Genomic DNA, 23,803 nt, shown 5'->3' on the forward strand with positions numbered 1-23,803 from the left:
CCGGCCTATTCCGCAACGACATAGGTATAAAGCCGGATGCGGCCGGATGAATCAATCTCGCGATAGAGTCCCTGAATCTCGACTTCGAAGCCGGGGAAGAGATTGAAGCAGGTTTCGAACATCTTGAGATAGTCGAGCATGGGCTTGGCTTCATCCGTCAGGCGTTCGCCCGGCACGATGGTGGCAATACCAGGCGGATAGACCACGAAGGGCGTCGTCGCGATACGGCCGGCGATGGAGTCGATCGGCAGATAGTCGACATCGTTACGCACCAGGCAGCGTGCCGCGTCATGCGGCGACAGCGCGATGGGTGGCAGGTGAGCGGCGGAAAACTGCATCGTCTGAAGCGCGCTGACATTGGCCTGGCGGAAGAAACCATGCATTTCCGTGCACAGATCACGCAAGCGCACACCCGCATAGCGGCTTGGCCGGCGGCGATAGAATTCCGGGATTACCTCCTCCAGAAGCGCATTGTCGTCATAGAGCTTCTTGAAGGCGACGAGGCCGCTGATCAGGGTGCCGGCCTTGCTGGCCTCGACGCCTGGGGTCAGCAGGAACAGCAGCGAATTGAGGTCGTTCTTTTCCGCCACGATTCGGTTTTCGCGCAGATACTGCGCGACGACGGGCGCGGGAATGCCATGCTCGGTGTATTGGCCGGTTGCCCGGTCAAAGCCGGGGGTGAGGAGCGTGAGCTTGTTCGGATCGGTCATGGCAAAGCCCGGCTCCATGCCTGAAAAGCCGTGCCATGCCGCGCCGGGCGTCAGGTGCCAGAAAGCCGGATTGGTGGCGAGCTGGTCGGTGGCGACGCTCTCCCAGGGCACGTTATGTACTGCGCCGGGGCTCGATACATCCGGGATCGCCACGCGGTCCGGCACGAAAGGTTCGAAGAACCAACGACGCTCCGGGCGGTGTTCCTTCTCCTCGAACTCGCGGCGCACGGCGCGGATCTTCTTGCGCAGCTCGATGCCGAGGCGGATCGTGTCGTCCCAGAGCACTTCGCCGGAACGCCCCTTCATCATCTGCGCGCCGACGTCGAGCGAGGCAAACAGCGGATAGAAGGGCGAGGTCGAGGCGTGCTGCATGAAGCTTTCGTTGAAGCGGCGATGCTCGACGCGGCGCTTCTGACCGGTGATATGCCGGTCCTTCATGTGGATCTGGGAAGCCTGCGAAAAGCTCGCCAGCTGCTTGTGGGTGGATTGCGTGGCGATGATACCAGGCGCATCGGGGCCGAGATCGGCAAGACCCATGGCAAAGCGCCCGGCATAGAGCGGATGAAACTTCATGAAGCCGGCCCAGGCCTCGTCGAAGAGGATATAGTCGCACAGATGTCCGATGCGCTTCAGGATCATCTCGGCATTGTGGATCGTGCCGTCATAGGTGCATTGTTCCACCACCGCGACGCGGAACGGGCGCGGCTTCTTATAGGCCTCGGGGTCCTTCACCAGCGGGTGCGTGCGGATGCGTTCCCGTAAGGCCTCTTCGTCCATCGCCGCGAAATCCATGGGTCCGATCAGTCCGTGGACGTTGCGGATGGTCGGCAGGTAAACGGGAATGCCGCCGGAGATCATCAGGGCGCCATGATGGGCGGCCTTGTGATTGTTGCGGTCGAACAGCACGAGATCGCCGTCGGTCACCAGCGCGGAAAGCGCAACCTTGTTGGAGGTGGAGGTGCCGTTCAGCACGAAATAGGTCTTTTCCGCGCCGAAGATCTTCGCCGCTTCCTTCTGCGCAGCCAGTGCGGGCCCCTCGTGGGTCAGAAGATCGCCGAGGTCGAGCACGGAATTGTCGAGGTCGTCGCGGAACACCGCTTCGCCCAGATGCTCCATGAACACCCGGCCGATGGGGCTGCGGCTGTAGAAGATGCCGCCATTGTGTCCCGGGCAGGTCCAGAGATGGTTGCCTTCCTCGGCATAATCCACCAGCGCGCCGAAAAACGGCGTTTTCAGCGTCTCGGCATATTGCTTGAGCCGGCTGATGAGGCTCTTGGCGATGAAGGCAGGCGTTTCCTCGGACAGGAAGACATAGCCGTCAATGAAATCGAGCACCTCTACCGGCACATCCTCGAAGCGCTTGCGGCGGATCAGCAGGATAATCGGGAATTCAAGACCACGTCGGCGCATGAGGTTGATGAGCGAGGCCGTCTTGCCCTCAAGCCCCTTCTTGCCCCAGTCGACCAGCATGCAGCCGATGGCGGCGTCCGTCTGCACGGCAATTTCCGCATCTTCGAGATTGCGCGCGCGCACCACTTCAAAGCCGGAGCGTTCGATTTCCTCGACGATCTGATTGTAGCGGGCGCCCTCCAGATCCTCGCTGTCGAAGGCCGGCGTTGCGAATAGAAAGTTGAAACGTCTGAAATAATCCATCTGGGTATCCGCTCCTGATCCGGCACGAGGTGTCGACGCATTTCATGACATGGTTGTGACAGAGTACCTCATGTCCGAAGCATCTGTGCAGAATGGTATTTTGCTGTTCATGTAGAGCGCTTGCCCAACCTGGGAATTGGTGAGGTGACAACAAGGTCTGGCCTGCGCCATTCCGATGAAATGCTTGTGGTAACCGGGGCGACCGGCAGAAGGAGGAGACAGTAAATTGCCGCCGATGGCAGGCTTTACAGATGGTTATTTCAACGCCGTTGCGAAAAATAGAACACTAATTCCATAGGCTATATTGGAATGGCTGGAGCGCTCCGATACCCTCGATAAGCATTCGGTTTTCGAGGAATTTCAATGACGATCGCAGCCAATTTCAAGGCGTTCACTCTCGCCGTCGGCCTGTCGTTGCTTGCTTCATCGGTCGCGTTTTCGGCCGACGACGGCAAGCCCGTACAGGGCGGCACGCTGATTTATCTGGAGCAGCAGGCCCATACCAATCTCTATCCGCCAGCCGGCGGTTTCTATCCGAATGGCGGTATCCTGAACCAGATCACCGACAAGCTGACCTATCAGAACCCGAAGACGCTGCAGATCGAGCCATGGATCGCCGAATCCTGGACCGTCAACGACAAGGGGACGGAATACACCTTCAAGATCCGCAAGGGCGTGAGCTTCTCCGACGGAACGCCCGTCGATGCCAATGCCGTTGCCAAGAACTACGATACGTTCGGCCTCGGCAACAAGGACCTGAAGCTGCCGGTCTCCGAGGTGCTCAACAATTACGATCACAGCGAAGTCGTCGATCCCTACACGGTCAAATTCTATTTCAAGAAACCCTCGCCCGGCTTCCTGCAGGGCACCTCGGTCATCGGTTCCGGTCTCGTCTCCTTGAAGACGCTGGCGCTGCCTTTCGATCAGCTTGGCGATGCGACGAAGATCGTCGGTTCGGGGCCTTTCGTCGTCGAAAGCGAAACGCTCGGCAAGCAGCTCTCGCTGAAGGCGCGCGCGGACTATAATTGGGGTCCAGCCAAGCTCGAGCATCAGGGCAGAGCCTATCTCGACGGCATCAAATACATCATCACCGGCGAAGACAGCGTGCGCATCGGCGCGCTGCTTTCCGGTCAGGCCGATTTCATTCGCCAGCTTCAGGCCTATGACGAAAAGCAGGTCAGCGATCAGAGCTTCGCAATCTATGCCGCGCCGACGCGTGGGGTGAACGACAGCGTCGTCTTCCGGCCGGACAATCCGCTCGTCGCGGATATCAAGGTGCGTCAGGCGCTCTTGCACGCGACCGACAGCAAGGAAATCGTCGACACTCTGTTTTCCGCCAACTATCCGCAGGCAAAGTCGGTGATCTCGTCGGCTGCTGCCGGCTATCAGGATCTGTCGTCGAAGCTTACGCACGATCAGGCGCTTGCCGAAAAGCTGCTCGACGAGGCGGACTGGAAGAAGGGTGCCGACGGTCTGCGCCAGAAGGACGGAAAGCCGCTGTCGCTGGCCGTCTATGAATCCCTGCCGCAGCCGCAGAACAAGGGCGTGCTGCAGCTCGTCGCCCAGCAATGGGCGAAGATCGGCGTCAAGCTCCAGGTGCTCGCCGGGACCTCAGGAAATCTGGTCACGGACAATGTCGACCCGGCCAAGACGCCGCTTGTGGTCGCCGAAGTGGGCCGCGCTGATCCGGACGTCATCAAGAGCCAGTTCTACGCGAAGAACCGCGATGCTCTTCTTCAGAAGGGTGGCCTCAACCCGAAGGCAGTTTTCACCGACGACAAGCTGAACGGACTGCTGGAAGCAATAGCCTCGGAAACGGATAGCGACAAGCGCTTGGCCGCGGCAAAGGCAGCGCAAGAATATCTGCTGGATGCGGCCTATGTCATCCCGTTCTTCGAGGAGCCGCAGGTCTTTGCGGGCGCACCTTACGTCAAGGGCGTTGCCTTCGAGGCTGTGGGTCGGCCTTCCTTCTACAGTGTTTGGCTCGCCGCGCACTGAGCATGTCTGCAGCCCGGCCGTTGGACGGGCTGCATCTTCATAACGACAGGCAATCGCCATGACGAAATACATCTTATCGAGGATCGGACAGGCTTTGCTCGTCCTGTGGGCGGCATTTACCGTTTCGTTCGTGCTGCTGCAATCGATGCCGGGCGACGCCGTGCTCATCAAGTTTCAGAGCCCGGATTTCGGCCTGAGCCCGGAGCAGCTTGCCGATATCAGGGCTGCCTATGGTGCCGACGGGTCTCTGCTGCAGCAGTATGGCCATTCGATATGGAATTTCCTGTCGGGCAATTTCGGTTATTCGCTGCAGGCGGGTGTCGCCGTGAGTTCGCAGCTTGCAGTCAGTCTCCCGTCGACGCTGCTGTTAGCCGGCTTCAGCTTCCTGCTTGCGGTCATCCTGGCGGTCGTCATCGCCATCCTGGCCAATGTCTCCGGCTTCGGCTGGCTGCGCGGCCTCGTTCAATCGTTGCCGTCGCTGTTCATATCCGTGCCGACTTTCTGGCTCGGCATCATGTTCATCCAGATCTTCTCATTCCGCCTGCGGTTGGTCCCGGTGATCGATCCCGGTCCGTGGCAGGGATTGATCCTGCCCATCCTGACCGTCGCCATTCCGATCTCCGCCCCACTTGCGCAGATACTGCTTCGAAACATCGATGAAGTCCTGACGCGTCCCTTCATTTCCGTGGCGCGTGCCAAAGGCGCTTCGCGTGGACAAGTGCTCTGGCGCCACGTTGCCAAGAACACGCTTTTGCCGGTGCTGACGGTGGCGGGCCTGCTCTTCGGGGAATTGATCGCCGGCGCTGTCATTACCGAGACGGTATTCGGGTTGAACGGGATCGGCAGCCTGACGAAGCAGGCGGTCGACAGTGAGGATGTCGCCGTCCTGCAGGCGATCGTCGTCATCTCGGCGGCGGCCTTCGTCACCATCAACCTGATCGTCGACCTGCTCTATCCGATCCTCGATCCGCGCCTGAAAGCAAAGCTTGGAGCCAGATAATGACAAGTTTTGATGCAGCGCACTATCACGACTCAGCCAATCATGCGGACACGAGCGATGCGCTGCCGGTGCAGCAGCCTCGCGGGGAAGGCAAGCGGCTTGCCCGCGGATTTCCCTTTCGCGTTCGGCCGGGCCTGCTTCTCGCGATCCTCATCGTCGCCGTGGTCGTCCTGTGGGCGCTCATTCCCGGCGCATTTACGAGCTACAATCCGGTCGAAGGCCTGCCCGGCCAGCATCTGAAGGCCCCAAGCGCCGCTCATCTTCTCGGCACCGATTCGCTTGGGCGCGATCTCTACGCACGCATCATTTACGGCTCCATTCATTCGCTGTCGGGAGCGCTTGCCGCCGTCGGCATCGCGCTCGTGATCGGCACGATACTGGGTGTGCTGGCAGGTTCGCTCGGTGGCTTGACCGAGACGGTCATCATGCGGATCGTCGACGTGCTGCTGTCGATCCCCGATCTGTTGCTGTCGCTCAGCATCATCGTTCTGCTTGGTTTCGGCACCGTCAATGCCGCGATTGCCGTCGGCTGCACGCTGATTGCCAAATTCGCGCGGCTGGTCCGATCGGAGGTCGTGACGGTCCGCAGGAGCGAATATGTCGAGGCGGCCTTTGGCAGCGGCGGCACTTTTTCCAGGGTGCTGTGGCGCCATATCCTGCCGAATTCGCTGACCTCGGTGATCGCTTTTGCCGCGCTGCAATCCGGCTGGGCCATTCTTCAGCTGTCGACGCTCGGTTTCCTCGGTTACGGCGCGCCGCCGCCCACGCCGGAATGGGGTCTGCTGATTGCGGAGGGGCGAAACTATATCGCCACCGCCTGGTGGCTGACGACCGCACCCGGCCTCGTCGTCGTGCTTGTGGTGATCTCGATCAATCGCATCAGCCGTTCGCTTGCGGAGGTGGGCAAATGACCTATTTCGCATCGGAAGGAACGAATGATCTTGGCACGCCGGTTCTGGATATTTCCGGCCTGACGATTGCCTATCGTGACCGCAGCGGTTCACGCACGGCCGTTCACGGTATCGACTTCACCGTCAATCCCGGTGAAGTCGTGGCGCTGGTCGGCGAATCCGGCTCCGGCAAGAGTTCGACGGCGCAAGCAATCATCGGCCTCCTGCCGCAGAATGGGCATCTGGAAAGCGGCCGGATCAGGCTCAATGGTCAGGACATTGCCCGCTGGCCACAAAAGCGGCTCGATTCGATCCGCGGTTCCGTCATCAGCCTCGTGCCGCAGGATCCAGGCAATTCCCTTAATCCGGTGAGGACGATCGGCGAACAGGTGGCCGAAGTCTTGACCATTCATCACCGCGCGCCGCGTGCGGCCGCCTATGTTCAGGCGATCGAATTGCTGGAGCGCGTCGGCCTCAGCCAGCCCGCACTTCGCGCCAGGCAGTATCCGCATGAACTCTCCGGCGGCATGCGTCAGCGCGTCCTGATCGCCATCGCCATTGCCCTCAAGCCGTCACTGATCATCGCCGATGAGCCGACCAGCGCGCTTGATGTCACCGTGCAGCGCCATATTCTCGATCTGATCGACGATCTGCGCCGGGAATATGGGGCGGCGGTTCTTCTGGTCACGCATGATCTCGGCGTCGCGGCCGATCGGTCCGACAGGCTCGTTGTTCTGCAAAATGGACGCATCCAGGAGCAGGGGCGCACCGTGGAGCTACTGAGAAACCCGCAAAGCGCCTATACGTGCCGGCTGCTTGCTGATGCTCCGTCGTTGAACGCCGCGCCGCAACGGTCTTCGGCGCATCCGTTCGAAACAGCACCTGCACAGGAGGACGATATCGTCGTCGTCGAAGGGCTGGTGCAGGAGTTTGACATTGGCGGCAAGGATGCCGGTTTCAGGGCTCTCGACGACGTGTCCTTTCGCGTCAAGCGGGGCACGACGCATGCGATTGTCGGCGAATCCGGTTCCGGCAAGACGACTGCCATCCGCATCGTCTCCGCGTTCCAGCGTCCAACGGCGGGAAGGGTCGTCATCGACGGGCTAGATCTTGCATCCTTGCGTGGCGAAACGCTGCGGCTCTTCCGCAAGAAGATTCAGCTGGTCTATCAAAACCCCTTCGGCTCGCTCGATCCACGCCAGACCATATCGGCGATCGTGGAAGAGCCACTGCTGAACTTCGATCCGCAGCCACGGACGCACAGATTGGAACGGGTTACGGCCGTCATCGAGAAGGTCGGGTTGCCCGCCGATGTCCTGCAAAGGCGTCCGCATGCGCTTTCGGGCGGACAGCGCCAGCGCGTTGCCATTGCCCGGGCGCTCGTTCTTGATCCGCAGATCCTGGTTCTCGACGAAGCCGTCTCCGCACTCGACGTGACGGTTCAGGCGCAGATCCTTTCGCTGCTTGACGGTCTCCAGCGCGAGCTTGGCCTGACCTATATCTTCGTCTCCCATGATCTTGCCGTAGTGCGCCAGATTGCCGATACCGTCTCCGTTCTGCAGAACGGCAAGCTGGTGGAGGACGGCCTTGTCGACGAGGTCTTCGGCAATCCGCGCAGCGCCTATACCCGTGAGCTGATCGAGGCCATTCCGGGCAAAAAATATTCGATCGCTCTTCGCCAGCCCCCAAGCAATGCAGGATAATTCCATGAGCACGTCGGCTTTACCAAAACGACTGGGCTTCTTCAGCCGTATTCTCGACCAGGCGGATGCGGCTGAGCGCTACCGCCTCGTCACCGAGCAGATCATCCATGCCGAGGCGCAGGGTTTTGACAGCGCCTGGGTGGCACAGCACCATTTCAATGGCGACGAAGGCGGTCTGCCGGCGCCGCTGGTCTTTCTGGCGGGGCTTGCCTCGCGCACCTCGCGCATCCGGCTGGGGACGGGCGTCATCACGCTGCCGATGGAAAATCCCGTTCGTGTCGCGGAAGATACGGCTGTACTCGACCTTATGCTCGGTGGGCGCCTGGAGGTCGGTTTCGGCACAGGCGGCACGCCGCAAGCTTTCCTGCCGTTTGGGATCGAGAGCGCCGAGCGAGGCCCGGTCTATGGCAAATATCTGGCTCTCGTGCGCGATGCATGGGCCGGACAGGAGCTTGCCGGCGGCAATCGGCTCTATCCGACCGCGCCTCATCTTGCCGAAAGGGTCTGGCAGGCAACCTTCTCCGTCGGCGGCGGTGAACGGGCTGGCCGCGACGGTGATGGCCTGATGCTGTCACGCACACAGCCACGACCCGACGATGCGCCCGATACCGAACTTTGGGATCTGCAAAATCCGATTATCGATGCCTATTTCGCTGCTCTGCCAAAGGGCCGTGCGCCACGGATTCTCGGCTCGCGCAGCCTCTTCGTCGCCGACGATCGCAAGGAGGCACTCCGGTTTGCCGATATCGGCCTGCGGCGGAGTGCCGAACGCTTTGCCGCAAGTGGCTTCACCGTTCGTGGCGATACGACCGCCGATCTGATCAAGGCTTTCGATGTGCATGTCGGCACGCCTGACGATGTAATCGCGTCCTTGAGTGCGGATACAGCGCTGGCGCGTGTGACGGACCTTGTCTTCCAGGTGCATTCCGTCGATCCGCCGCACGCCCATATTCTGCGGTCCCTTGAGCTGATCGCGCAGAAGGTCGCGCCGGCGCTCGGCTGGGCGCCGCAACCAGCTGCAAGCAAGGGGCCGCAACTTGCGGCCTCCGCATGAAACGCAATTGATAAAGAGAAGGTATGTCCATGACCTCGTCGACAACTGACGTCATCGATCTTCTGGCTGGTATCCGCGAGGGTTCCTCGCTCTACGCCTTGAGAACGGCCAGACCGCAAACGCGCGACAACGCTCAAAGAAGCTATGAGGCGCTTTTCGAGCCGGTGCATGAGGGTGATGTGAGCCGCACGGAGCGCTTTGCCCTGGCTGTTTTCATCGCCGGCCTGCACGGCGCTGGCAATGTTGAGAAGTTCTATCAGACCGCATTGGAGGAGGTTGCCAAATCTGCGTCACTGGTCGCGGCCGTCACGGCAGAGGTAGAGGGCGGCCGCACGGTCGGACCCTATGGGCATTATCCGGCCGGGCCTCTTTCCGCCGAAGATCGTACTGGGCTGATTTTCCATGTGTCGGAAGCGGGGCGCTCGGTTCTCGGGGCCAAGCTCTCGGCCGCCCTGGAACATGCGCATCTCCTTGTCTATCGCCCGCGCGAGGCGAGCGCCGAGGCGTTGCAGCGGCTTCTGGATGCCGGCTGGACGACGACGGGTGTGGTGACGCTGTCACAAATCGCAGCGTTTCTCTCGTTTCAAATCAGGGTCGTGGCCGGGCTGAGTGCATTGGCTGCCGCCGGCGCCAGGCAGGCCGTCTCCGCCTAATCGCAAAAAGGATCGTTTCTTATGACCGATACTGTCATCCATCCCACCATCGAAGATCGTCCCAATGCCTTCACGCAGAAAGAGATCGGCTGGACGCCGTGGCTCAATCCGCTTGCCGAAGACGAATTGACCGACCGGCATTGGCGCGGGCTTGTCGACGCATCGCGCGCCAAGTCGCCATACTTCATGCTGCTGGCGCGAGATCCGGAAATCCTCGAAGCGCGTACCAAGACCGACAAGGACATTTTCTACAATGTCGAGGCAGGGCTGCCCCGCGCCGAACGCGAGCTTGCCGCGACCGCGGCATCGCGCACGAATGGCTGCATATTCTGCGCCTCCGTCCATTCTCGCTTTGCCTCCCATCATTCTAAGCGGACGGAAGATGTGCAACGCCTGCTCGACGAGGGTACTGGCACCGATCTCGGCAGCCGCTGGAATGCGATCGTATCGTCTTCGGTCGCGCTGACGGAAACACCGTCGCTATTCGGCGCCGATGATATCGGCAAATTGCGGGACGAAGGACTAAGCGACCTCGAGATCGCCGACGTCATCCACGGCGCCGCCTTCTTCAATTGGGCAAACCGGTTGATGCTGTCGCTCGGAGAACCCTTGCCGGCTCAATGAGCCCAGGCAACGAGCCGACTTTTCCTCGAAGACCGGCTAAGGGCTAGCCGGCCTTCGGGTAGAACCACGCATAGCCGAAATGATACCGATCCGGGTCGCTTCCGTAATAGAAGGGAAGGGCGATATCGTTTTGAGCGGGCATTTGCACGGTGGCGCCGAATTTTGCCGTAAGCCAATCTTTCAGGCTGTCGGGCATGGCCGACTGGCGTCCATCGCGCTCGTTCCAGACCAGCAGGACCGGCCCGTTTCCGATGGCCTGGCGGCTAAGATCCGATCCCGGATATTCCGCCGAGATCACCGCTGTATGTGGCATGTTCACGCGGATATTGCCAGCTTTGAGCCAACTCGTCGCCACCACGGCAACCGGCCGCTTGCCGTCCGCAAGGGCCACCGTGTTCACGAAACTCGCATAGGGCGTGTTCAGATGCTCATAAGACTTGAAGAGCTTCGCGAAGAGAACGCCGCCGGCTATGATCATCGGCAGCGCGACGATCATGACCAGGGGCAGGTAGAAAGACCTCTTCAGAGCCGCTGGATTCTGTTCTCCCGCGGCTTCGAGCTTCAGGCAGAAATAGAGCGGCAGCAGAAACAGAAACGGCAGCAGCCATCGGTCGCGAAATTCCGTGAGTGTCGTGACGACGATCAACGCCAGCAATATCACCGCCGTGCTCAGGAATATGGTTCCGACGAAGTTGCTCCATTGACTTCTCGCGCGCAGCGATCGCACAAACGACCGGCGAAAAGTCAGGAAAAAGACCACGGTTGTCGGAGCAACGATTGCCACGCTGGTCTTGATCAACTCGATGACGCCATTGGCGATATCGGAAAGCTTGCCGCCCGCTCCCCGCTCCGACATGGTCTGCACGGTGGTAGCCAAAACCCGGTCTATGTTGGATATCATCCATAGCGCGTGCGGCAGGAACACCAGAATCGCGATCACCGGAGCCAGAAGGAAGCGCCTGTCCAGCAGTCTCTTGCGACCCTCTGGATGACAGAGAACGGCCACGAAGACGCTGATGATGATGAGGGCAAAATTGTACTTGGTGAGCATTCCGAGCCCGGCCCAAAGGCCGATCATGGCGTAGGAACCCAGTGTTGGCCGACGGATGGTCGTCACCACGAAGTAGATGAACAGGACGACGGCGAGCAGCGTGCCGACCGTATGCGTCAGGTCCCTCTGCGCCTGCCAGAACATCTGGGGCATGGTCAGCAGAGACAAGGTGGCGAGCGCCGCCAGTCTCTTGTCGTTGAGGAGTTGTTTCGCCAGCGCGTGGTAGGCCAGGTAGACCAGGAAAAGCAGGAGATTCTTCAATATGGCAAGCGACGCGACGCTAGTGCCGAAGATCTCGAACACGCCATACTGGAGCCAATTGTAAAGCGGTGGCTGGGCATCATATCCCCAGGCCAGCCATTGTCCGACCACGAATTGCTGAGCCTCGTCGATCCGCACGGAACTCGAAATGGAGATGCGAATGGCGGCCTGCACACAGAAATATACGGCGAATATCCAACCCACCCAACGGAAATCGGAGAACAGCCGCTCGCTCGTTGCCGACTTAATTCGGTCAAACATTTGCGAAAGATTGTTCTGCGCGAGAGCTTTCATTCAATTCTCCGTACCGCTGTCAATATCTTGTCAGCGTCCTGTCATTTCGTTCATGCCAAATGGTGGTCTACGCTTCCAAGGAAGACGTTACCATGACGTTTTGGCTGTCTGCGGAATTTTTCCAGGGCGGCATGCCCGGAAACCACCCAAATCGACAGGGTGTGTAGCCATTCTATGACACCCTGTTGAGCGCTGGCTTTTCTCAATGGCATCGGCCTGTGCTTATAACAGCACTGCAATCCCGACCCTATAAGGAAAATCGGGGAGTCCTGCGGTATTGTGTCCTGCGGGCATCAATTGCTCAATGCGCGAAGGTAAACAGCTCCATCGCATCGGCAAAACCTTTCAGCCGCTGCGGACCGATCGACATCGCGTTTGCGATCTGTGCCTTCTCGCGGAAGGGGGCGGACATCAGGAGCGCCTCGCCCCTTTCGCTGCAGATGCCCTGGATACGGCTGACGACATTGACGTCGGGGCCGATCAGCGTGAAGTCCAGGCGACTGCCCGAGCCGACATTGCCGTAGCTGACTTCTCCATAATGCAGGGCGATGCCTGTCTTGACGCGAATGCCGTCATAGTCGAAGCGGTCGACTTCGCTGAGGATAGCCTGTGCCGATGTCAGCGCGGCATGGCAGGCTCCGGGCGGATCGATCCCCGGGAAGAAGGCGAGAACGGCATCGCCCATGAACTTCAGCACTTCGCCGCCTTCCCGCGTGATCGCGGGCACGACCTTGTCGAAATAGGCGTTCAACAGGCCAAGAACGGTGTTGCCGGGTAGCCGGTTGGACAATTCGGTGAACCCCCGCAGGTCGCAGAGAAGAAGTGCCGCCTCCATGGATTCGATCTCGCCGCGGCGGATATGTCCGGCAAGGATCCGGCTCGCGGTCATCGGGCCGATATAGGTGTCGAGCAGGCTGAGCTCGCATTGCCGCAGGACACGCAGTTCGCAGGTATTGCGCAGCGCCGGCAGAATGCGCTCGATCACCTGCTGCTCGATGGGTGTGAAACCACCCTGGCGTCGCGTGCCGAAGACGGCGGTGCTGATCGGCCCGTCTGCATTGCATAGCGGCGCGATGATCAGCTGCACCAGTCCGCGGCCGGAAAAAATGTCGATATGTTGCCAGGGGCCATAGGGGCTTTCGCCGGGGCCGACGATCAACGGCTCGCGCATTCCCTGCACTTTGAGCAGCGGCGTGTTGGCGAAAGCCAGGCGCGAGCCATGTTCCCGATCATGAACCTCGATCGGCTCACCCGGCGCCCAGGCAAAGGTGCGGCCAATAAAATCCGGATGCAGCGTCGTCAGATGCAGGGTCAACCGGTCGACGGGAAGGCCGAGTGCCCGAAGACGGCGTCCAAGCCCGAAGACGAGGCCGGCTTCGTCGAGGGCGTGGCATTCGTCGCCGGTCAGCCATTCGACAAGGGTAAGGGTTGCTGCGGTGTTGATGCCGACATGGGGGGCCTTGGGATTCGGTGTTGCAGCTTCAGGCACGTCCAACAGCATGGTCATGACTATCTCCTCCTGTTTTGGGTGCCGCGCCTAGTGCGCGCCGGCACCCGAGAGATGACCGGATTTCTTGAGGAACAGACTGGCAAGCAGAGCGACCCCGAGAGCGACGCCCAGCAGGAAGAACGTGTCGCTGAAGGCCATGATATTGGCCTGCTTGCGCAGGCTGGAGGCGATGGCGACAATTGCCTTGTGGGTAGCAAGCGCCTGGTCACTGACGCCATGGTTCATGAAATAGGTGGTCAGCCTGGCGACCCGGTCGCGCGTGGCATCTTCAAACATTGAGACCGAGTTCGTCAGGATGTTCGAGTGGAACTGTTCGCGCTTGGTGAGAAAGGTCTGCAGTGCCGCGATGCCGACTGCGCCGCCGAGGTTGCGCATCATGTTGAAGAGCGCGGAGGCCGAGCCTGCATTTTCCTGCTCGATGCCGGCTGTGGCAATCGCAGTGAGCGGGGTGAAGGCCAGTGCCTGACCGACGGCGCGAACGATGTTCGGCCAGAAGAGCTGATCGCTGGCATAATCGCCCGTCATGTAGATGTTCATGAAGTTCGAGGCAGAAAAGAGCGCGAAGCCGACGATGATCAGCAGGCGGGCGTCGAAACGCTTCATAAGCCGCGGCACCAGCGGGATCAGGATCAGCTGCGGAATGCCGGTCCAGGCGAGCACCATACCGATCTGCTCGGAATTATAGCCCTGAATGCGGGTCAGGTAGATCGGCAGGATGAAGACCGAACCATAGAGCGCGATACCCATCAGGAAATTGGCGACGATGCCGAAGCCGAAATTGCGCCGCACCAGCAGGCGCAGGTTCAGCAACGGATGGGCGGCCCGCAACTCGATGATGAGGAAGAGCGTCAGCGACACGACGGCGATGACCGACAGGCGGACGATGAACGGCGAACCGAACCAGTCGTCCTTGTTGCCCTCTTCCAGTACGGTCTGCAGTGCGGCAAGGCCGACCGCCATGGTGATGATCCCTGGCCAGTCGCCCTTGGCGAGCAGCGAAAGGTTCATCGGCGCACGGTCGAGCGAGGCCCACAGCATGCCGACCATCAGGATGCCGGGCACCAGATTGACATAGAAGATGTATTCCCAGCCCCAGCTTTCGGTGAGGTAACCGCCGATGGTGGGACCAATCGCCGGGGCAAATGTTGCCGACAGGGCAAAAAGCGCTAGGCCCATCGGCTGTTTCGGCTTCGGCAGCATCGTGATGATGATGGTGAATGCCATCGGAATGAGCACGCCGCCGGAGAAGCCCTGGATTGCGCGCAGGATGATCATCTGCTGCAGGTTTGCGGCAAAGGCGCAGGCGACCGAGAAGAGCAGAAAGAGGATGGCATTGGTCAGCAGATAAATGCGGACCGAAAAGACGCGGGCAAGCCAGGCGCTGAGCGGGATGACGACGATCTCGGCGATCAGATAGGAGGTCGAGATCCAGCCGCCGTCATCCGTTCCGGCGCCGATGGCGCCCTGGATGTCGGCAAGCGAAGCGTTGACGATCTGGATGTTCAAGACCGCCATGAAGGCGCCGAGCGTCGAGCCGATCACGGCGGTCCACATGCGCAACGGCGTCATCGCAGGTCTGGCCGCGGGCGCGACCGAATTGTTGTTTGCGGCAATCTGAAGAGTGGCCATGACGCTTCTCCTTCCGGCTCATGCCGAAATAATCTCATGACAGTGTTGAGGTGATAATCGACGAAGGAAGGGAAGGATCATCCAGCCTGGCCGGATAATCCCTCCGATTTGGCAGTCGATGTCTGGGCAGCCTTGGTATCGATTTCAGGCTCGACCGACATGCCCGACCGCAGCAGGCCGGCAAGATGTTCGTCGTCGATGACGATCTTCACCGGGATGCGCTGAACGATCTTGGTAAAGTTGCCCGTCGCATTATCCGGCGGCAACAGTGAGAACTCCAGGCCGCTTGCCGGCGAGAGGCTGTCGACATGGCCCTTGATGGCGACGTCGGGGAAGCTGTCGACCTTGATCTCGACCGACTGGCCGGGGCGTACATAGGTCAGCTGCGTTTCCTTGAAATTGGCGACGACATAAACCGAGTGCAGCGGTACCACCGCCATCAGCTGCGTGCCCGAGGTGACGTACTGGCCGACACGGATCGAGCGGGCACCCACCGTGCCATCAACTGCGGCGACGATATCCGTGTAGGAGAGGTTGAGTTCGGCCTGCTGCAATGCTGCCGCGGCACGATCACGCTGGGCGGCTGCCTGATCGCGCTGTGTCTGCAGCACCGGCACCTTGTTCTGGGCCGCGACAAGTGCTGCCTGATCGCGTTCGACTGCGGCAGCGGCCTGCTTGCTGGCCGATTGTGTTTCTTCTGCGCGCGATTGCGTGCCGGCACCATTGCTGATCAGGCGCGCCTGGCGGGCGGCGTCGGACTGTGCGTAGTCGAGGGAAGCCTGCGAGGCGTCGATCGTTGCCTTGGCCTGCCCGATCAGCGACTGCTGCAGAAGGATCTGCGCATCGATATTGGCGATGGCCGCGTCCGCGGCCTTGAGATCCGCCTTCGCTTGCGAAAGCGCGGCCTGGAAGTCGCGATCGTCGATGCGGGCAAGCACCTGGCCGGCCTTGACCGTATCATTGTCGTTGACCAGCACATCCTTGATATAGCCGGCGACCTTTGGGGCGATGGCGGTGTAATCGGCCTTCACATACGCGTCGTCAGTGGACTCGATGAAGCGGCCGACCGTCCAGTAGTGATAGCCGTAATCGGCGCCCAGAGCGACGCCGGCCAGCAAAGCGGCAACGAGCAATCCGCGCTTCACCAGCTTGCGGCCCGTCCCGGGAGCCTTCGTGGCCGCAGGGGTTGTCGCCTCGGCGTGTGGTGCCTGCGGCGCTTCGGCAGCGGGGGATTTTGCCACCTCGCCCGCAGGAACAGCCTCGGCCTGGCTCGCGTTTTTGAAAGCCTCGTTGCGGGGTAGTTCGACCATGTGTCCGTCTCCTTAAACATCGCAGCCCTTTCATGAGGGCCTTTTTGATGCCATGAAGATGCGTCCGAACGGTCCTTCTGATAATCTCCTCAAATCGGGAAGGATCATCAACTCACAGCGGATAATCCGAGGATCACATGGATCGGCTGACCAGCCTCACAGTCTTTGGCCGGGTGGTGGAATGCGGCGGTTTTTCCGCCGCCGCCCGCCGGCTCAACATGTCCGTCACCATGGTGGGCAATCACGTACAATCGCTCGAGGACCGCCTCGGTGTGCGGCTTTTGAACCGCACCACGCGCAAGGTGAGCCTGACGGAGACCGGCAAATATTATTATGAACGCTCCGCACAGATCCTTGCCGATCTCGAGGAGGCCGACCAGGCGGCCGGTGCGCTCTCGACCACGCCGCGCGGCACGCTGAAGATCCATTCCAACACGGCGATCGTGCGCTTCCTCGTGCCTGTCATCAGCGAGTTCATGGCCCTTTACCCGCTGATCTCGATCGATTTCGGCGTCAACGAGCGCATGATCGACATGGTCGAAGAGGGATACGATCTCGCCATCCGCACGGTATCGCCGCCGGATTCGACACTGGTCGTGCGCAAGCTGACACCCTGGCGTCACATGCTGGTCTGTTCGCCGGCCTATCGCGATGCGCACCCCATGCCGAAGACACCGGCCGAGCTCGCCGAGCACAATTGCCTGCAATATTCCTATTATCCCTATGGCGACGAATGGCGCTTCGAGGATGCGGAGGGCAGGCAGCAAAGCGTCAAGATCTCCGGCAATGTCGTCTCCAACAGCCCCGAGATGCTTCGCTATCTGCTGGCGAACGCTCAGGGCATCTTTCTTGCCCCGAGCTTCATCGTTTTCGAGGAGGTTGCCGCCGGCCGCCTCGTCCGCATGCTGCCGGACTACCGCCCTGTGGAGTTCACCATCAACGCAATCTACCCCAACCGCAGCCATCTGCCGACCAAGGTGCGGCTGTTCATCGATCTCCTGGTGGAGCGTTTTGCCGAACATCGCAAATGGATGAGCTGAGCAGTGCGGCCTTCTGCCGCCGCCCGCAATCTCGCTTGCCAACAGGGTGGGAGAGCGGTGTATTCACGGTCGGTGCCCATGGTGACTGGAAGGAAATCAATGACTCGCCTGCCTGAAGCCAACGCCGTGGATTTGTCGGTCGATCACGCGTTTTTCGAACTGCTGACGGGCAGCTTTCATCGCATCGTCGGGACCACGCTCGTCCATGAGGGGGTTGGAGCGGAGTGGCTCTATCACGACGCTCCTTTTGTTGTTCTGGCCCACAATACGGACGCCGATCCGCGCTTCGTCTATGCCAACAAGGCCGGCCAGAACTGCTTCGAATATCCCTGGGACGAATTCATAACCTTGCCCTCGCGCCTTTCGGCGGAGCTTCCCAATCGCGAGGAACGTCAGCGGCTCTTGGATGCGGTGACGCGCAATGGCTTTATTTCCGATTATCGCGGAGTGCGGATCGCCAAATCCGGGCGGCGCTTCTGGATCGAAGACGGCATTGTTTGGCAGCTCATCGACAAGGATGGCAATCGGCGCGGCCAGGCTGCGACCTTTTCCAGATGGACCGACGTCTAACTTCTACGCCCCACAACGGCATCCCTGACAGCCCGTCCACCATGGTCTCCCGGATTTCAATCCGGGAGATGATCGGTTTCGCAGCGAGGATCAGGCTTTCGAGGGGATGCGGGCGATGACCTTGATCTCGAAATCGAAGCCGGCGAGCCAGTTGACGCCGATCGCGGTCCAGTTCGGGTAGGGCGGCTGGCCGAAAATCGTCTGTTTGACGCCCATGATGGTTGGGAACTGGTTTTCGGGGTCGGTGTGGAACGTCGTCACATCGACGATATCGTCAAAGGTGCAGCCTGCTGCATCCAGCGTCGCCTTGAGGTTTGCGAAAGCGAGCTGCACCTGGCGTTCGAAATCCGGCTCTGGCGTGCCGTCGGAGCGGCTGCCGACCTGTCCGGATACGAAAAGCAGGTCACCGGACCGGATGGCGGCCGAATAGCCATGTTCTTCGTAAAGTGCGTGTCTGTTTGCAGGAAAAATTGCTTCGCGTTGGGTCATGCTGGATCTTTCTTCATCGTCGTTGGCTGGAGCCGGTGAGACCAGTCGAGGGCTTCACAAGCTGCGGCATAATTTGATATACGGTGCGTATGTGGAATTATTCAGATACGAGCCGTATGTCAAGTTCATATACGGCTTGTATGTGAAAATGAGGATAAAATGCCGGAACGTCGCGTCGATACGATGGAAAAGAACCGCGTGAAGTTGATTGCGGCTGCGCGAAAAGCCTTTGCCGAAAAGGGATATTCGGCAGCCTCGATGGACGAGATAACAGCCGATGCCGGCCTGACGCGGGGCGCTCTCTACCACAACTTCGGAGACAAGCGCGGGCTTCTCGCCGTCGTCGTGGAACAGATCGACTCGGAGATGGCTTCACGCGCCCAGGAGATCGGCGCCAGGGCGGGCGACGATTGGCAGGGCCTGCTCGCCGAGGGCGCAGCCTATATCGAGATGGCGCTTGATCCCGAGGTCCAGCGCATCGTTTTGCTCGATGGCCCCGCGGTGCTGGGTGATCCGTCGCAATGGCCGAGCCAGAGCAGCTGTCTTCAGGCAACCAGGCGAACGGTGGAAGGCCTGATTGCGCGGGGAGTTCTCAAACCGGTCGATGCGGAAGCCGCTGCCCGGCTTCTCGGCGGGGCTGCCCTCAATGCCGCTCTCTGGATCGCCGCAAGTGACGATCCGCAGAAGGTTCTGCCGAGAGCTGTCGAGGCATTCCACGCCATGGCTGCGGGCCTGCTCACCAAGCCTGCATGAGCCGCCAGTCTGCTATCGCGTCGTCCAGCCGCCGTCCAGAACCAGATTGGCGCCGGCCATGAAGGAGGATTCGCTGCTGGCCAGAAACAGCGCGGCATTCGCGCATTCTTCGGGAGTGCCAAGCCGGTTCAATATCATTCGCTGCTCGAAGCTTTGCCGCATCCCTTCGGGGTCGTCGCTGGCCAGGAACACATCCTCCAGCAGCTGCGTCGAGACCGGGCCGGGGCATAGGCAATTGACACGAATGCCTTCGGGGCCGTGATCGATGGCCATGGCCTTGCTCAGCATCACCACGCCGCCCTTGGAGGCGCAATAGGCGGCCACATTGGCTTCTCCGACGAGGCCGAGTTCGGAGGCGACGTTGACTATGACGCCGCCCGATTGCCTCATCGCCGGGATGGCCGCCTTCGAGCACAAGAAGACGCCCTTGAGGTTTACCCTCATCAGCCGATCCCATTCATCCTCCGTCGTCGTGGTCACCGGCTTGTAAAACTCGATACCGGCATTGTTGACGAGCACGTCGATCCGCCCGTGCTCGCTCAACACCGCATCGACCATGCTACTGACCTCGTGCTCGGAGCCGACATCCGTCTTGCAAAAGCGCGCTTTGTTTGGTCCTATCGCGGACAGTGAGGCAGCTTCCTGTGTCGCATCGCCGATGTCGGCAATGATCACATGTGCGCCTTCGCGTGCGAACTTTTCTGCAATGGCAAAACCTATGCCTCTTTGGCCGCCGGTAACGATCGCAACCTTGTCCTGCAATCTCATCAGGATTCTCCCAAATGCTGTATTGGATCGCGTGGTGCTAACATGGTGGATAATGGCTCTCAAGGAAATCGATAGAGCGTGAGCGCTGCGGCCATTGATGGAGACAACAATCGAAACGCAATCGAGCCCGGGCAGAGCCTCGCAAAAAACGGCTTTGGCCTTGAGTTCCTCAATGGGAGATTTGCATGACAAAGACAGCACCTTCGGGACTACCCGGCCTTCTCGGACAGGAGCATACCGGGATTACCGTTCCCGATCTCGATGAGGCGCTGGACTTCTTTGGGCGCATCCTCGGCTGCAAACATGCCTATACGTTCGGCCCGATCGGCGACGAGGAGGGCGACTTCATGCAACAAGCGCTGGGCACCCATCCCCGCGCCCGCATCCGGCGTGCCGCTCTCATTCGCATCGGCCACGGCTCCAATCTCGAACTTTTCGAATATGAGGCGCCAGACCAGCGCCGCCTTGACCAGAAGAACAGTGATATCGGCGCCTTCCATATCGGGCTCTATGTCGAGGATATTCACGCAGCCAAAGCCTATCTTGACGCCGAGGGCATTGTGACCCGCCTCGGCCCACTCCCCATCACCGAGGGGCCGAATGCCGGGCAGAGCATCCTCTATTTCCAGTCGCCTTGGGGCATGCAGCTGGAAGTGATCAGCTATCCCGACGGCATGGCCTATGAAAAGACGGCTGAAACCGTCCTTTGGTCGCCGAAATTTCCTGCGAATTGATGGCCGGGAGAGGAGGTGGCACAGCGTGTCCCCGGCTTTGGGAACATGATCAAAGCTCGGGCAGAACCGTCCTTATGTGATTGCCCAGGGCCTTCGCGGCCGAGGACGGCCGAGCCTCGGCATATTCGAGCGCTATCCCGATCGTCGGGAGCGGCGGCAGGCCGGCCGTGATGATGTGGAGATCCGGCGGCACGGCGGTTCTCGTCAGCGCGCTGATCGCATGGCCGGATCGCGCGATGGCGATGAGCCCGGCCAGGCTGTTGCTGGCAAAGGCGACCCTGTAGCGCCGGTTGATTGCCTCCATCGCATCGCATGCCGCCCGATAGTCCAGCGTCGTAGGCGCCGATAGCGCCAGAGGCAGATTGGGGTGGTCAAGAATATCCGGTTGCGGCGCATTGCCGACCCATACGAAGTCCTCCCTTCGCAGCACCTCGCTGTTGGCCCCGTCAGCGATGGATATCAGCGCCACGTCGATCTGCCGGCGAAGGAGCAATGGGCGCAATTCCGTAGTCGGTGCGCAGACCATGCGCAATTCGACATCCGGGTGGCGGGCGAAAAAGCTCTTGAGAACACCGGGCAGAAACGCGATCGAGTAGTCCTCGGGGCAGCCGAGGCTGACCGAACCCCTGAGAGCCGTTCCATCCATATCGGCGAGGACCTCATCGTGCCTCGCAAGGAGAAATTCCGCGTGTGCCAGCAGCTTTTCACCCGCTGCCGTCAGGCGCACGCCCGATCCGCTGCGATGGAGGAGCGCCTGTCCGATTTGATCTTCGAGCCTTTGCATCTGCATGCTCAGCGTCGATTGGGTTCGCCCTACCTGCAAGGAGGCAAGGCTGATCGAACCCGTTCGGGCAATGATGGCGAAGTTTCTGAGCAGGGTGAGATCGAGATCACGCATGTTATCAATTTTCTCAATATCCGAATAGAAGAATATCAATTTGCCTGAAATGGCAAGTCTCGCTAGCCATAGGATGACCGCTAACGAGGAGCCGCATGATGTCGCTGAATTCCGATCCCGCATTCTGGGCGTCCGCCAACAAACATCTCACGCGATATGGCCCCAGCTTCGAAACCATTATCGTCGAGAGGGCGGAGGGCAGCTTCGTCTATGATGCGGACGGGCGTGCCATCCTCGATTTCACCTCCGGTCAGATGAGTGGCGTTCTAGGCCACACGCATCCCGACATCGTGGCAACCGTCGACCGGCAGATGCGGACAGTGGCCCATCTCTTCAGTGGCATGCTGTCCCGGCCGGTTGTCGATCTGGCAACGCGCCTCGCGGCGCTGGCGCCGGGGCTCGATCGGGTTCAGCTCCTGACGACCGGCGCTGAAGCAAATGAAGCTGCCATCCGCATGGCAAAACTGGTTACCGGCGGCTACGAGATCGTCGCCTTCGCACAGAGCTGGCACGGCATGACAGGGGCGGCGGCCTCGGCGACCTATAGTGCCGGCCGTCGCGGTTACGGCCCTGCCGCTGTCGGCTCGCTGGTGATCCCGGCACCCAACTCTTATCGTCCGCGTTTCACGCATCCGGATGGAAGCAATGACTGGCAGACGGAACTCGACGATGCCTTCTCGTTGATCGACCGCCAGTCGACGGGCAATCTCGCGGCCTTCATCGCCGAACCGATCCTGTCGAGCGGCGGCATTCTTGAGCTACCGCCGGGTTATCTGGCGGCTCTCAAGCGCAAGTGCGAAGAACGCGGCATGTTGCTGATCCTCGATGAGGCCCAGACGGGGATCGGGCGAACCGGGCACATGTTCGCATTCCAGCGCGACGGCGTGACGCCGGATATTCTCACCTTGTCGAAGACATTGGGGGCGGGGCTGCCGCTTTCCGCCGTCATGACGACCGGGGACATCGAAGAGAAGGCGCATGAAAGGGGCTTCCTGTTCTATACGACCCATGTGTCCGATCCGCTGCCGGCGGCGGTCGGTTTGACGGTGCTTGACGTGGTCGAGCGGGATGGCCTTGTCGGACAGGCGATCACGCGAGGCGAGCGCCTGCGAAATGGCCTTTCGTCGCTGCAGCAGCGGTTCGAATGCGTTGGAGACGTGCGCGGCCGCGGCCTTCTCCTGGGGCTTGAGATCGTCGCCGACAGGCAGACGAAAGCGCCGGGCTTCGAACTCGGGGCCAGGGTCATGGAAGAGGCCATGCTACGGGGTCTCAGCATGAACATTGTCAAGCTTCCGGGCATGGGTGGTGTGTTCCGCATCGCCCCGCCGCTGACGGTTTCGGACGCGGAGATCGACCTTGGAATAGCGATCATGTCGGACGCGATCGCTGCCGTTACCAAGGCTGCCTGAACGCGGGCAAATGCATAGGCCAGTTGCTTCATGGCGACGAAGCTGAAACCGGCATTCTCGCCGAGCGGTCTGAACAGGCTAGACCGCTCGGGCAGTGGCACGGCAAGAGCGAACGGTAAATGGTGTCAGATATAAAACATATCGGTTGATTTACGACCGAATTGGTCTATATCCTCTTTCATGTCGCCGCTTCATGGTGGGGTGGCTGGGGCCGATTGTCATTATCCGAAGGAAAACACGTGAAATCTCGCGCAACTCCCTCCGTGTCTTCACTGTAGCTTTCTACAAAACGCCATCTGCCTGATGGTCGGTTCATTGAGTTCCCGTGAGAACTAACCGCCGTGGCCTCAAACGCCCTGTAGGATTGGCTTTCTGCGCGCTCAATTTGGCTGCCATAGGCAAGCGATCACGCACATCAACAGGAACGGATCATCGGCGGCCTCGACGCACTGCCAGTGCGACCGGATACCTGCGTCTTCCATCCGGCATCCACGAAACCCCGGGGTTCGGACCACTTGGGCATTGAACCCCGCATCAGACAAAGCATCCCAATTTCAACTCGTTCAGGACTGACAAAAGCAAATGAAACCAGTGCTCGTTTCCCTACTCGTAACCGCCGTCCTGCTATCCGGCTGCCAATCGCCCCAGCAGTCGCTGGATAGCGCCTATGCCAGCTGCGATCGCATCGGGTTGCGCCCCGGAACGATGGAATATCGGCGGTGCACGCAGAACATATATGCCGAAAACCGCCAGAAGGCAGATCAGGCCGCAGCAGCCGTTGCGGTTGGCGTCGCGGCCGGTG

General features: G+C 60.4%; 20 protein-coding genes. 12 read left to right on the top strand and 8 right to left on the bottom strand.

Annotated features, from left to right (window positions below):
* Positions 1-5: 5 nt before the first annotated feature.
* Complete coding sequence (locus tag A6U86_RS19640; RefSeq protein WP_068394621.1) at positions 6-2,363, bottom strand: Orn/Lys/Arg decarboxylase N-terminal domain-containing protein; 2,358 nt, start codon at positions 2,361-2,363, stop codon at positions 6-8.
* Between the two features lie 363 nt (positions 2,364-2,726).
* Here A6U86_RS19640 and A6U86_RS19645 point away from each other — a divergent pair, with 363 nt between their 5' ends.
* The 7 genes from A6U86_RS19645 to A6U86_RS19675 are packed head-to-tail and all read left to right on the top strand — an operon-like array spanning position 2,727 to position 10,285.
* Positions 2,727-4,361 carry a TIGR04028 family ABC transporter substrate-binding protein gene (locus A6U86_RS19645; RefSeq protein ID WP_068394623.1) on the top strand — a complete coding sequence of 545 codons (1,635 nt, stop codon included), beginning with the start codon at positions 2,727-2,729 and terminating at the stop codon, positions 4,359-4,361.
* Positions 4,362-4,419: 58 nt separating this feature from the next.
* Positions 4,420-5,361: an ABC transporter permease gene (locus tag A6U86_RS19650; protein WP_068394625.1), complete on the top strand. Its 942-nt coding sequence runs from the start codon at positions 4,420-4,422 to the stop codon at positions 5,359-5,361.
* Positions 5,361-6,272 carry an ABC transporter permease gene (locus A6U86_RS19655; RefSeq protein ID WP_068394627.1) on the top strand — a complete coding sequence of 304 codons (912 nt, stop codon included), beginning with the start codon at positions 5,361-5,363 and terminating at the stop codon, positions 6,270-6,272. Before A6U86_RS19650 ends, A6U86_RS19655 begins: the two co-directional genes overlap by 1 nt.
* A complete protein-coding gene (locus tag A6U86_RS19660) occupies positions 6,269-7,954 on the top strand; it encodes an ABC transporter ATP-binding protein (RefSeq protein ID WP_068394628.1) in 1,686 nt (561 codons plus the stop codon). Before A6U86_RS19655 ends, A6U86_RS19660 begins: the two co-directional genes overlap by 4 nt.
* A 4-nt stretch (positions 7,955-7,958) precedes the next feature.
* Positions 7,959-9,008, top strand: a complete 1,050-nt coding sequence (locus tag A6U86_RS19665) for a putative FMN-dependent luciferase-like monooxygenase (protein ID WP_068394707.1) — start codon at positions 7,959-7,961, stop codon at positions 9,006-9,008.
* 29 nt (positions 9,009-9,037) lie between these two features.
* On the top strand, positions 9,038-9,661 hold the full coding sequence (locus A6U86_RS19670) for a CMD domain protein (protein ID WP_068394708.1): 624 nt from the start codon (positions 9,038-9,040) through the stop codon (positions 9,659-9,661).
* A 21-nt stretch (positions 9,662-9,682) separates the two neighbouring features.
* Positions 9,683-10,285, top strand: coding sequence for an alkylhydroperoxidase domain protein (locus A6U86_RS19675; protein WP_068394630.1), 603 nt, complete (start codon positions 9,683-9,685; stop codon positions 10,283-10,285).
* A 43-nt stretch (positions 10,286-10,328) separates the two neighbouring features.
* Here A6U86_RS19675 and A6U86_RS19680 read toward each other — a convergent pair whose 3' ends face one another.
* The 4 genes from A6U86_RS19680 to A6U86_RS19695 all read right to left on the bottom strand — a co-directional run bounded on the left by A6U86_RS19680 (position 10,329) and on the right by A6U86_RS19695 (position 16,340).
* Positions 10,329-11,891: a glycosyltransferase family 39 protein gene (locus A6U86_RS19680; RefSeq protein ID WP_083196913.1), complete on the bottom strand. Its 1,563-nt coding sequence runs from the start codon at positions 11,889-11,891 to the stop codon at positions 10,329-10,331.
* Positions 11,892-12,192: 301 nt separating this feature from the next.
* On the bottom strand, positions 12,193-13,398 hold the full coding sequence (locus tag A6U86_RS19685) for an adenylate/guanylate cyclase domain-containing protein (protein ID WP_068394632.1): 1,206 nt from the start codon (positions 13,396-13,398) through the stop codon (positions 12,193-12,195).
* A gap of 30 nt (positions 13,399-13,428) precedes the next feature.
* Positions 13,429-15,030 (bottom strand): MDR family MFS transporter, encoded by a 1,602-nt coding sequence (locus A6U86_RS19690; protein WP_068394634.1) that lies wholly within the window; start codon positions 15,028-15,030, stop codon positions 13,429-13,431.
* Positions 15,031-15,107: 77 nt separating this feature from the next.
* Positions 15,108-16,340: an HlyD family secretion protein gene (locus A6U86_RS19695; protein WP_068394635.1), complete on the bottom strand. Its 1,233-nt coding sequence runs from the start codon at positions 16,338-16,340 to the stop codon at positions 15,108-15,110.
* 137 nt (positions 16,341-16,477) lie between these two features.
* On the opposite strand from A6U86_RS19695, the gene A6U86_RS19700 reads away from it, so the two are divergent.
* Together A6U86_RS19700 and A6U86_RS19705 are read left to right on the top strand one after the other, a co-directional pair.
* On the top strand, positions 16,478-17,380 hold the full coding sequence (locus A6U86_RS19700; RefSeq protein WP_068394637.1) for a LysR family transcriptional regulator: 903 nt from the start codon (positions 16,478-16,480) through the stop codon (positions 17,378-17,380).
* Between the two features lie 99 nt (positions 17,381-17,479).
* Entirely contained in the window at positions 17,480-17,950 is a 471-nt protein-coding gene (locus A6U86_RS19705) for an MEKHLA domain-containing protein (RefSeq protein WP_068394639.1), read from the top strand.
* A 90-nt stretch (positions 17,951-18,040) separates the two neighbouring features.
* Here A6U86_RS19705 and A6U86_RS19710 read toward each other — a convergent pair whose 3' ends face one another.
* Positions 18,041-18,439 carry a RidA family protein gene (locus tag A6U86_RS19710; protein WP_068394641.1) on the bottom strand — a complete coding sequence of 133 codons (399 nt, stop codon included), beginning with the start codon at positions 18,437-18,439 and terminating at the stop codon, positions 18,041-18,043.
* 159 nt (positions 18,440-18,598) lie between these two features.
* On the opposite strand from A6U86_RS19710, the gene A6U86_RS19715 reads away from it, so the two are divergent.
* On the top strand, positions 18,599-19,192 hold the full coding sequence (locus tag A6U86_RS19715; RefSeq protein ID WP_068394643.1) for a TetR/AcrR family transcriptional regulator: 594 nt from the start codon (positions 18,599-18,601) through the stop codon (positions 19,190-19,192).
* Positions 19,193-19,204: 12 nt separating this feature from the next.
* Here the strand turns inward: A6U86_RS19715 and A6U86_RS19720 are convergent, their stop codons facing one another.
* The gene (locus A6U86_RS19720) at positions 19,205-19,960 is read right to left on the bottom strand and encodes an SDR family NAD(P)-dependent oxidoreductase (RefSeq protein WP_068394645.1); all 756 of its coding nucleotides are present in this window, start codon (positions 19,958-19,960) and stop codon (positions 19,205-19,207) included.
* A gap of 185 nt (positions 19,961-20,145) precedes the next feature.
* On the opposite strand from A6U86_RS19720, the gene A6U86_RS19725 reads away from it, so the two are divergent.
* A complete protein-coding gene (locus tag A6U86_RS19725; RefSeq protein ID WP_068394647.1) occupies positions 20,146-20,694 on the top strand; it encodes a VOC family protein in 549 nt (182 codons plus the stop codon).
* A 49-nt stretch (positions 20,695-20,743) separates the two neighbouring features.
* Here the strand turns inward: A6U86_RS19725 and A6U86_RS19730 are convergent, their stop codons facing one another.
* On the bottom strand, positions 20,744-21,592 hold the full coding sequence (locus A6U86_RS19730) for a LysR substrate-binding domain-containing protein (protein ID WP_068394710.1): 849 nt from the start codon (positions 21,590-21,592) through the stop codon (positions 20,744-20,746).
* Between the two features lie 98 nt (positions 21,593-21,690).
* Here A6U86_RS19730 and A6U86_RS19735 point away from each other — a divergent pair, with 98 nt between their 5' ends.
* Positions 21,691-23,001, top strand: coding sequence for an aspartate aminotransferase family protein (locus A6U86_RS19735; protein ID WP_068394711.1), 1,311 nt, complete (start codon positions 21,691-21,693; stop codon positions 22,999-23,001).
* The last annotated feature ends 802 nt before the right edge of the window (positions 23,002-23,803 follow it).

The organism is Rhizobium sp. AC27/96 (assembly GCF_001692325.1).
Classification (GTDB): domain Bacteria; phylum Pseudomonadota; class Alphaproteobacteria; order Rhizobiales; family Rhizobiaceae; genus Rhizobium.

Excerpts from the sequence above, each read along its gene's own strand:
- A6U86_RS19640 (WP_068394621.1), bottom strand. The coding sequence starts at position 2,363 with ATGGATTATTTCAGACGTTTCAACTTTCTATTCGCAACGCCGGCCTTC.
- A6U86_RS19645 (WP_068394623.1), top strand. The coding sequence starts at position 2,727 with ATGACGATCGCAGCCAATTTCAAGGCGTTCACTCTCGCCGTCGGCCTG.
- A6U86_RS19650 (WP_068394625.1), top strand. The coding sequence starts at position 4,420 with ATGACGAAATACATCTTATCGAGGATCGGACAGGCTTTGCTCGTCCTG.
- A6U86_RS19655 (WP_068394627.1), top strand. The coding sequence starts at position 5,361 with ATGACAAGTTTTGATGCAGCGCACTATCACGACTCAGCCAATCATGCG.
- A6U86_RS19660 (WP_068394628.1), top strand. The coding sequence starts at position 6,269 with ATGACCTATTTCGCATCGGAAGGAACGAATGATCTTGGCACGCCGGTT.
- A6U86_RS19665 (WP_068394707.1), top strand. The coding sequence starts at position 7,959 with ATGAGCACGTCGGCTTTACCAAAACGACTGGGCTTCTTCAGCCGTATT.
- A6U86_RS19670 (WP_068394708.1), top strand. The coding sequence starts at position 9,038 with ATGACCTCGTCGACAACTGACGTCATCGATCTTCTGGCTGGTATCCGC.
- A6U86_RS19675 (WP_068394630.1), top strand. The coding sequence starts at position 9,683 with ATGACCGATACTGTCATCCATCCCACCATCGAAGATCGTCCCAATGCC.
- A6U86_RS19680 (WP_083196913.1), bottom strand. The coding sequence starts at position 11,891 with ATGAAAGCTCTCGCGCAGAACAATCTTTCGCAAATGTTTGACCGAATT.
- A6U86_RS19685 (WP_068394632.1), bottom strand. The coding sequence starts at position 13,398 with ATGACCATGCTGTTGGACGTGCCTGAAGCTGCAACACCGAATCCCAAG.
- A6U86_RS19690 (WP_068394634.1), bottom strand. The coding sequence starts at position 15,030 with ATGGCCACTCTTCAGATTGCCGCAAACAACAATTCGGTCGCGCCCGCG.
- A6U86_RS19695 (WP_068394635.1), bottom strand. The coding sequence starts at position 16,340 with ATGGTCGAACTACCCCGCAACGAGGCTTTCAAAAACGCGAGCCAGGCC.
- A6U86_RS19700 (WP_068394637.1), top strand. The coding sequence starts at position 16,478 with ATGGATCGGCTGACCAGCCTCACAGTCTTTGGCCGGGTGGTGGAATGC.
- A6U86_RS19705 (WP_068394639.1), top strand. The coding sequence starts at position 17,480 with ATGACTCGCCTGCCTGAAGCCAACGCCGTGGATTTGTCGGTCGATCAC.
- A6U86_RS19710 (WP_068394641.1), bottom strand. The coding sequence starts at position 18,439 with ATGACCCAACGCGAAGCAATTTTTCCTGCAAACAGACACGCACTTTAC.
- A6U86_RS19715 (WP_068394643.1), top strand. The coding sequence starts at position 18,599 with ATGCCGGAACGTCGCGTCGATACGATGGAAAAGAACCGCGTGAAGTTG.
- A6U86_RS19720 (WP_068394645.1), bottom strand. The coding sequence starts at position 19,960 with ATGAGATTGCAGGACAAGGTTGCGATCGTTACCGGCGGCCAAAGAGGC.
- A6U86_RS19725 (WP_068394647.1), top strand. The coding sequence starts at position 20,146 with ATGACAAAGACAGCACCTTCGGGACTACCCGGCCTTCTCGGACAGGAG.
- A6U86_RS19730 (WP_068394710.1), bottom strand. The coding sequence starts at position 21,592 with ATGCGTGATCTCGATCTCACCCTGCTCAGAAACTTCGCCATCATTGCC.
- A6U86_RS19735 (WP_068394711.1), top strand. The coding sequence starts at position 21,691 with ATGTCGCTGAATTCCGATCCCGCATTCTGGGCGTCCGCCAACAAACAT.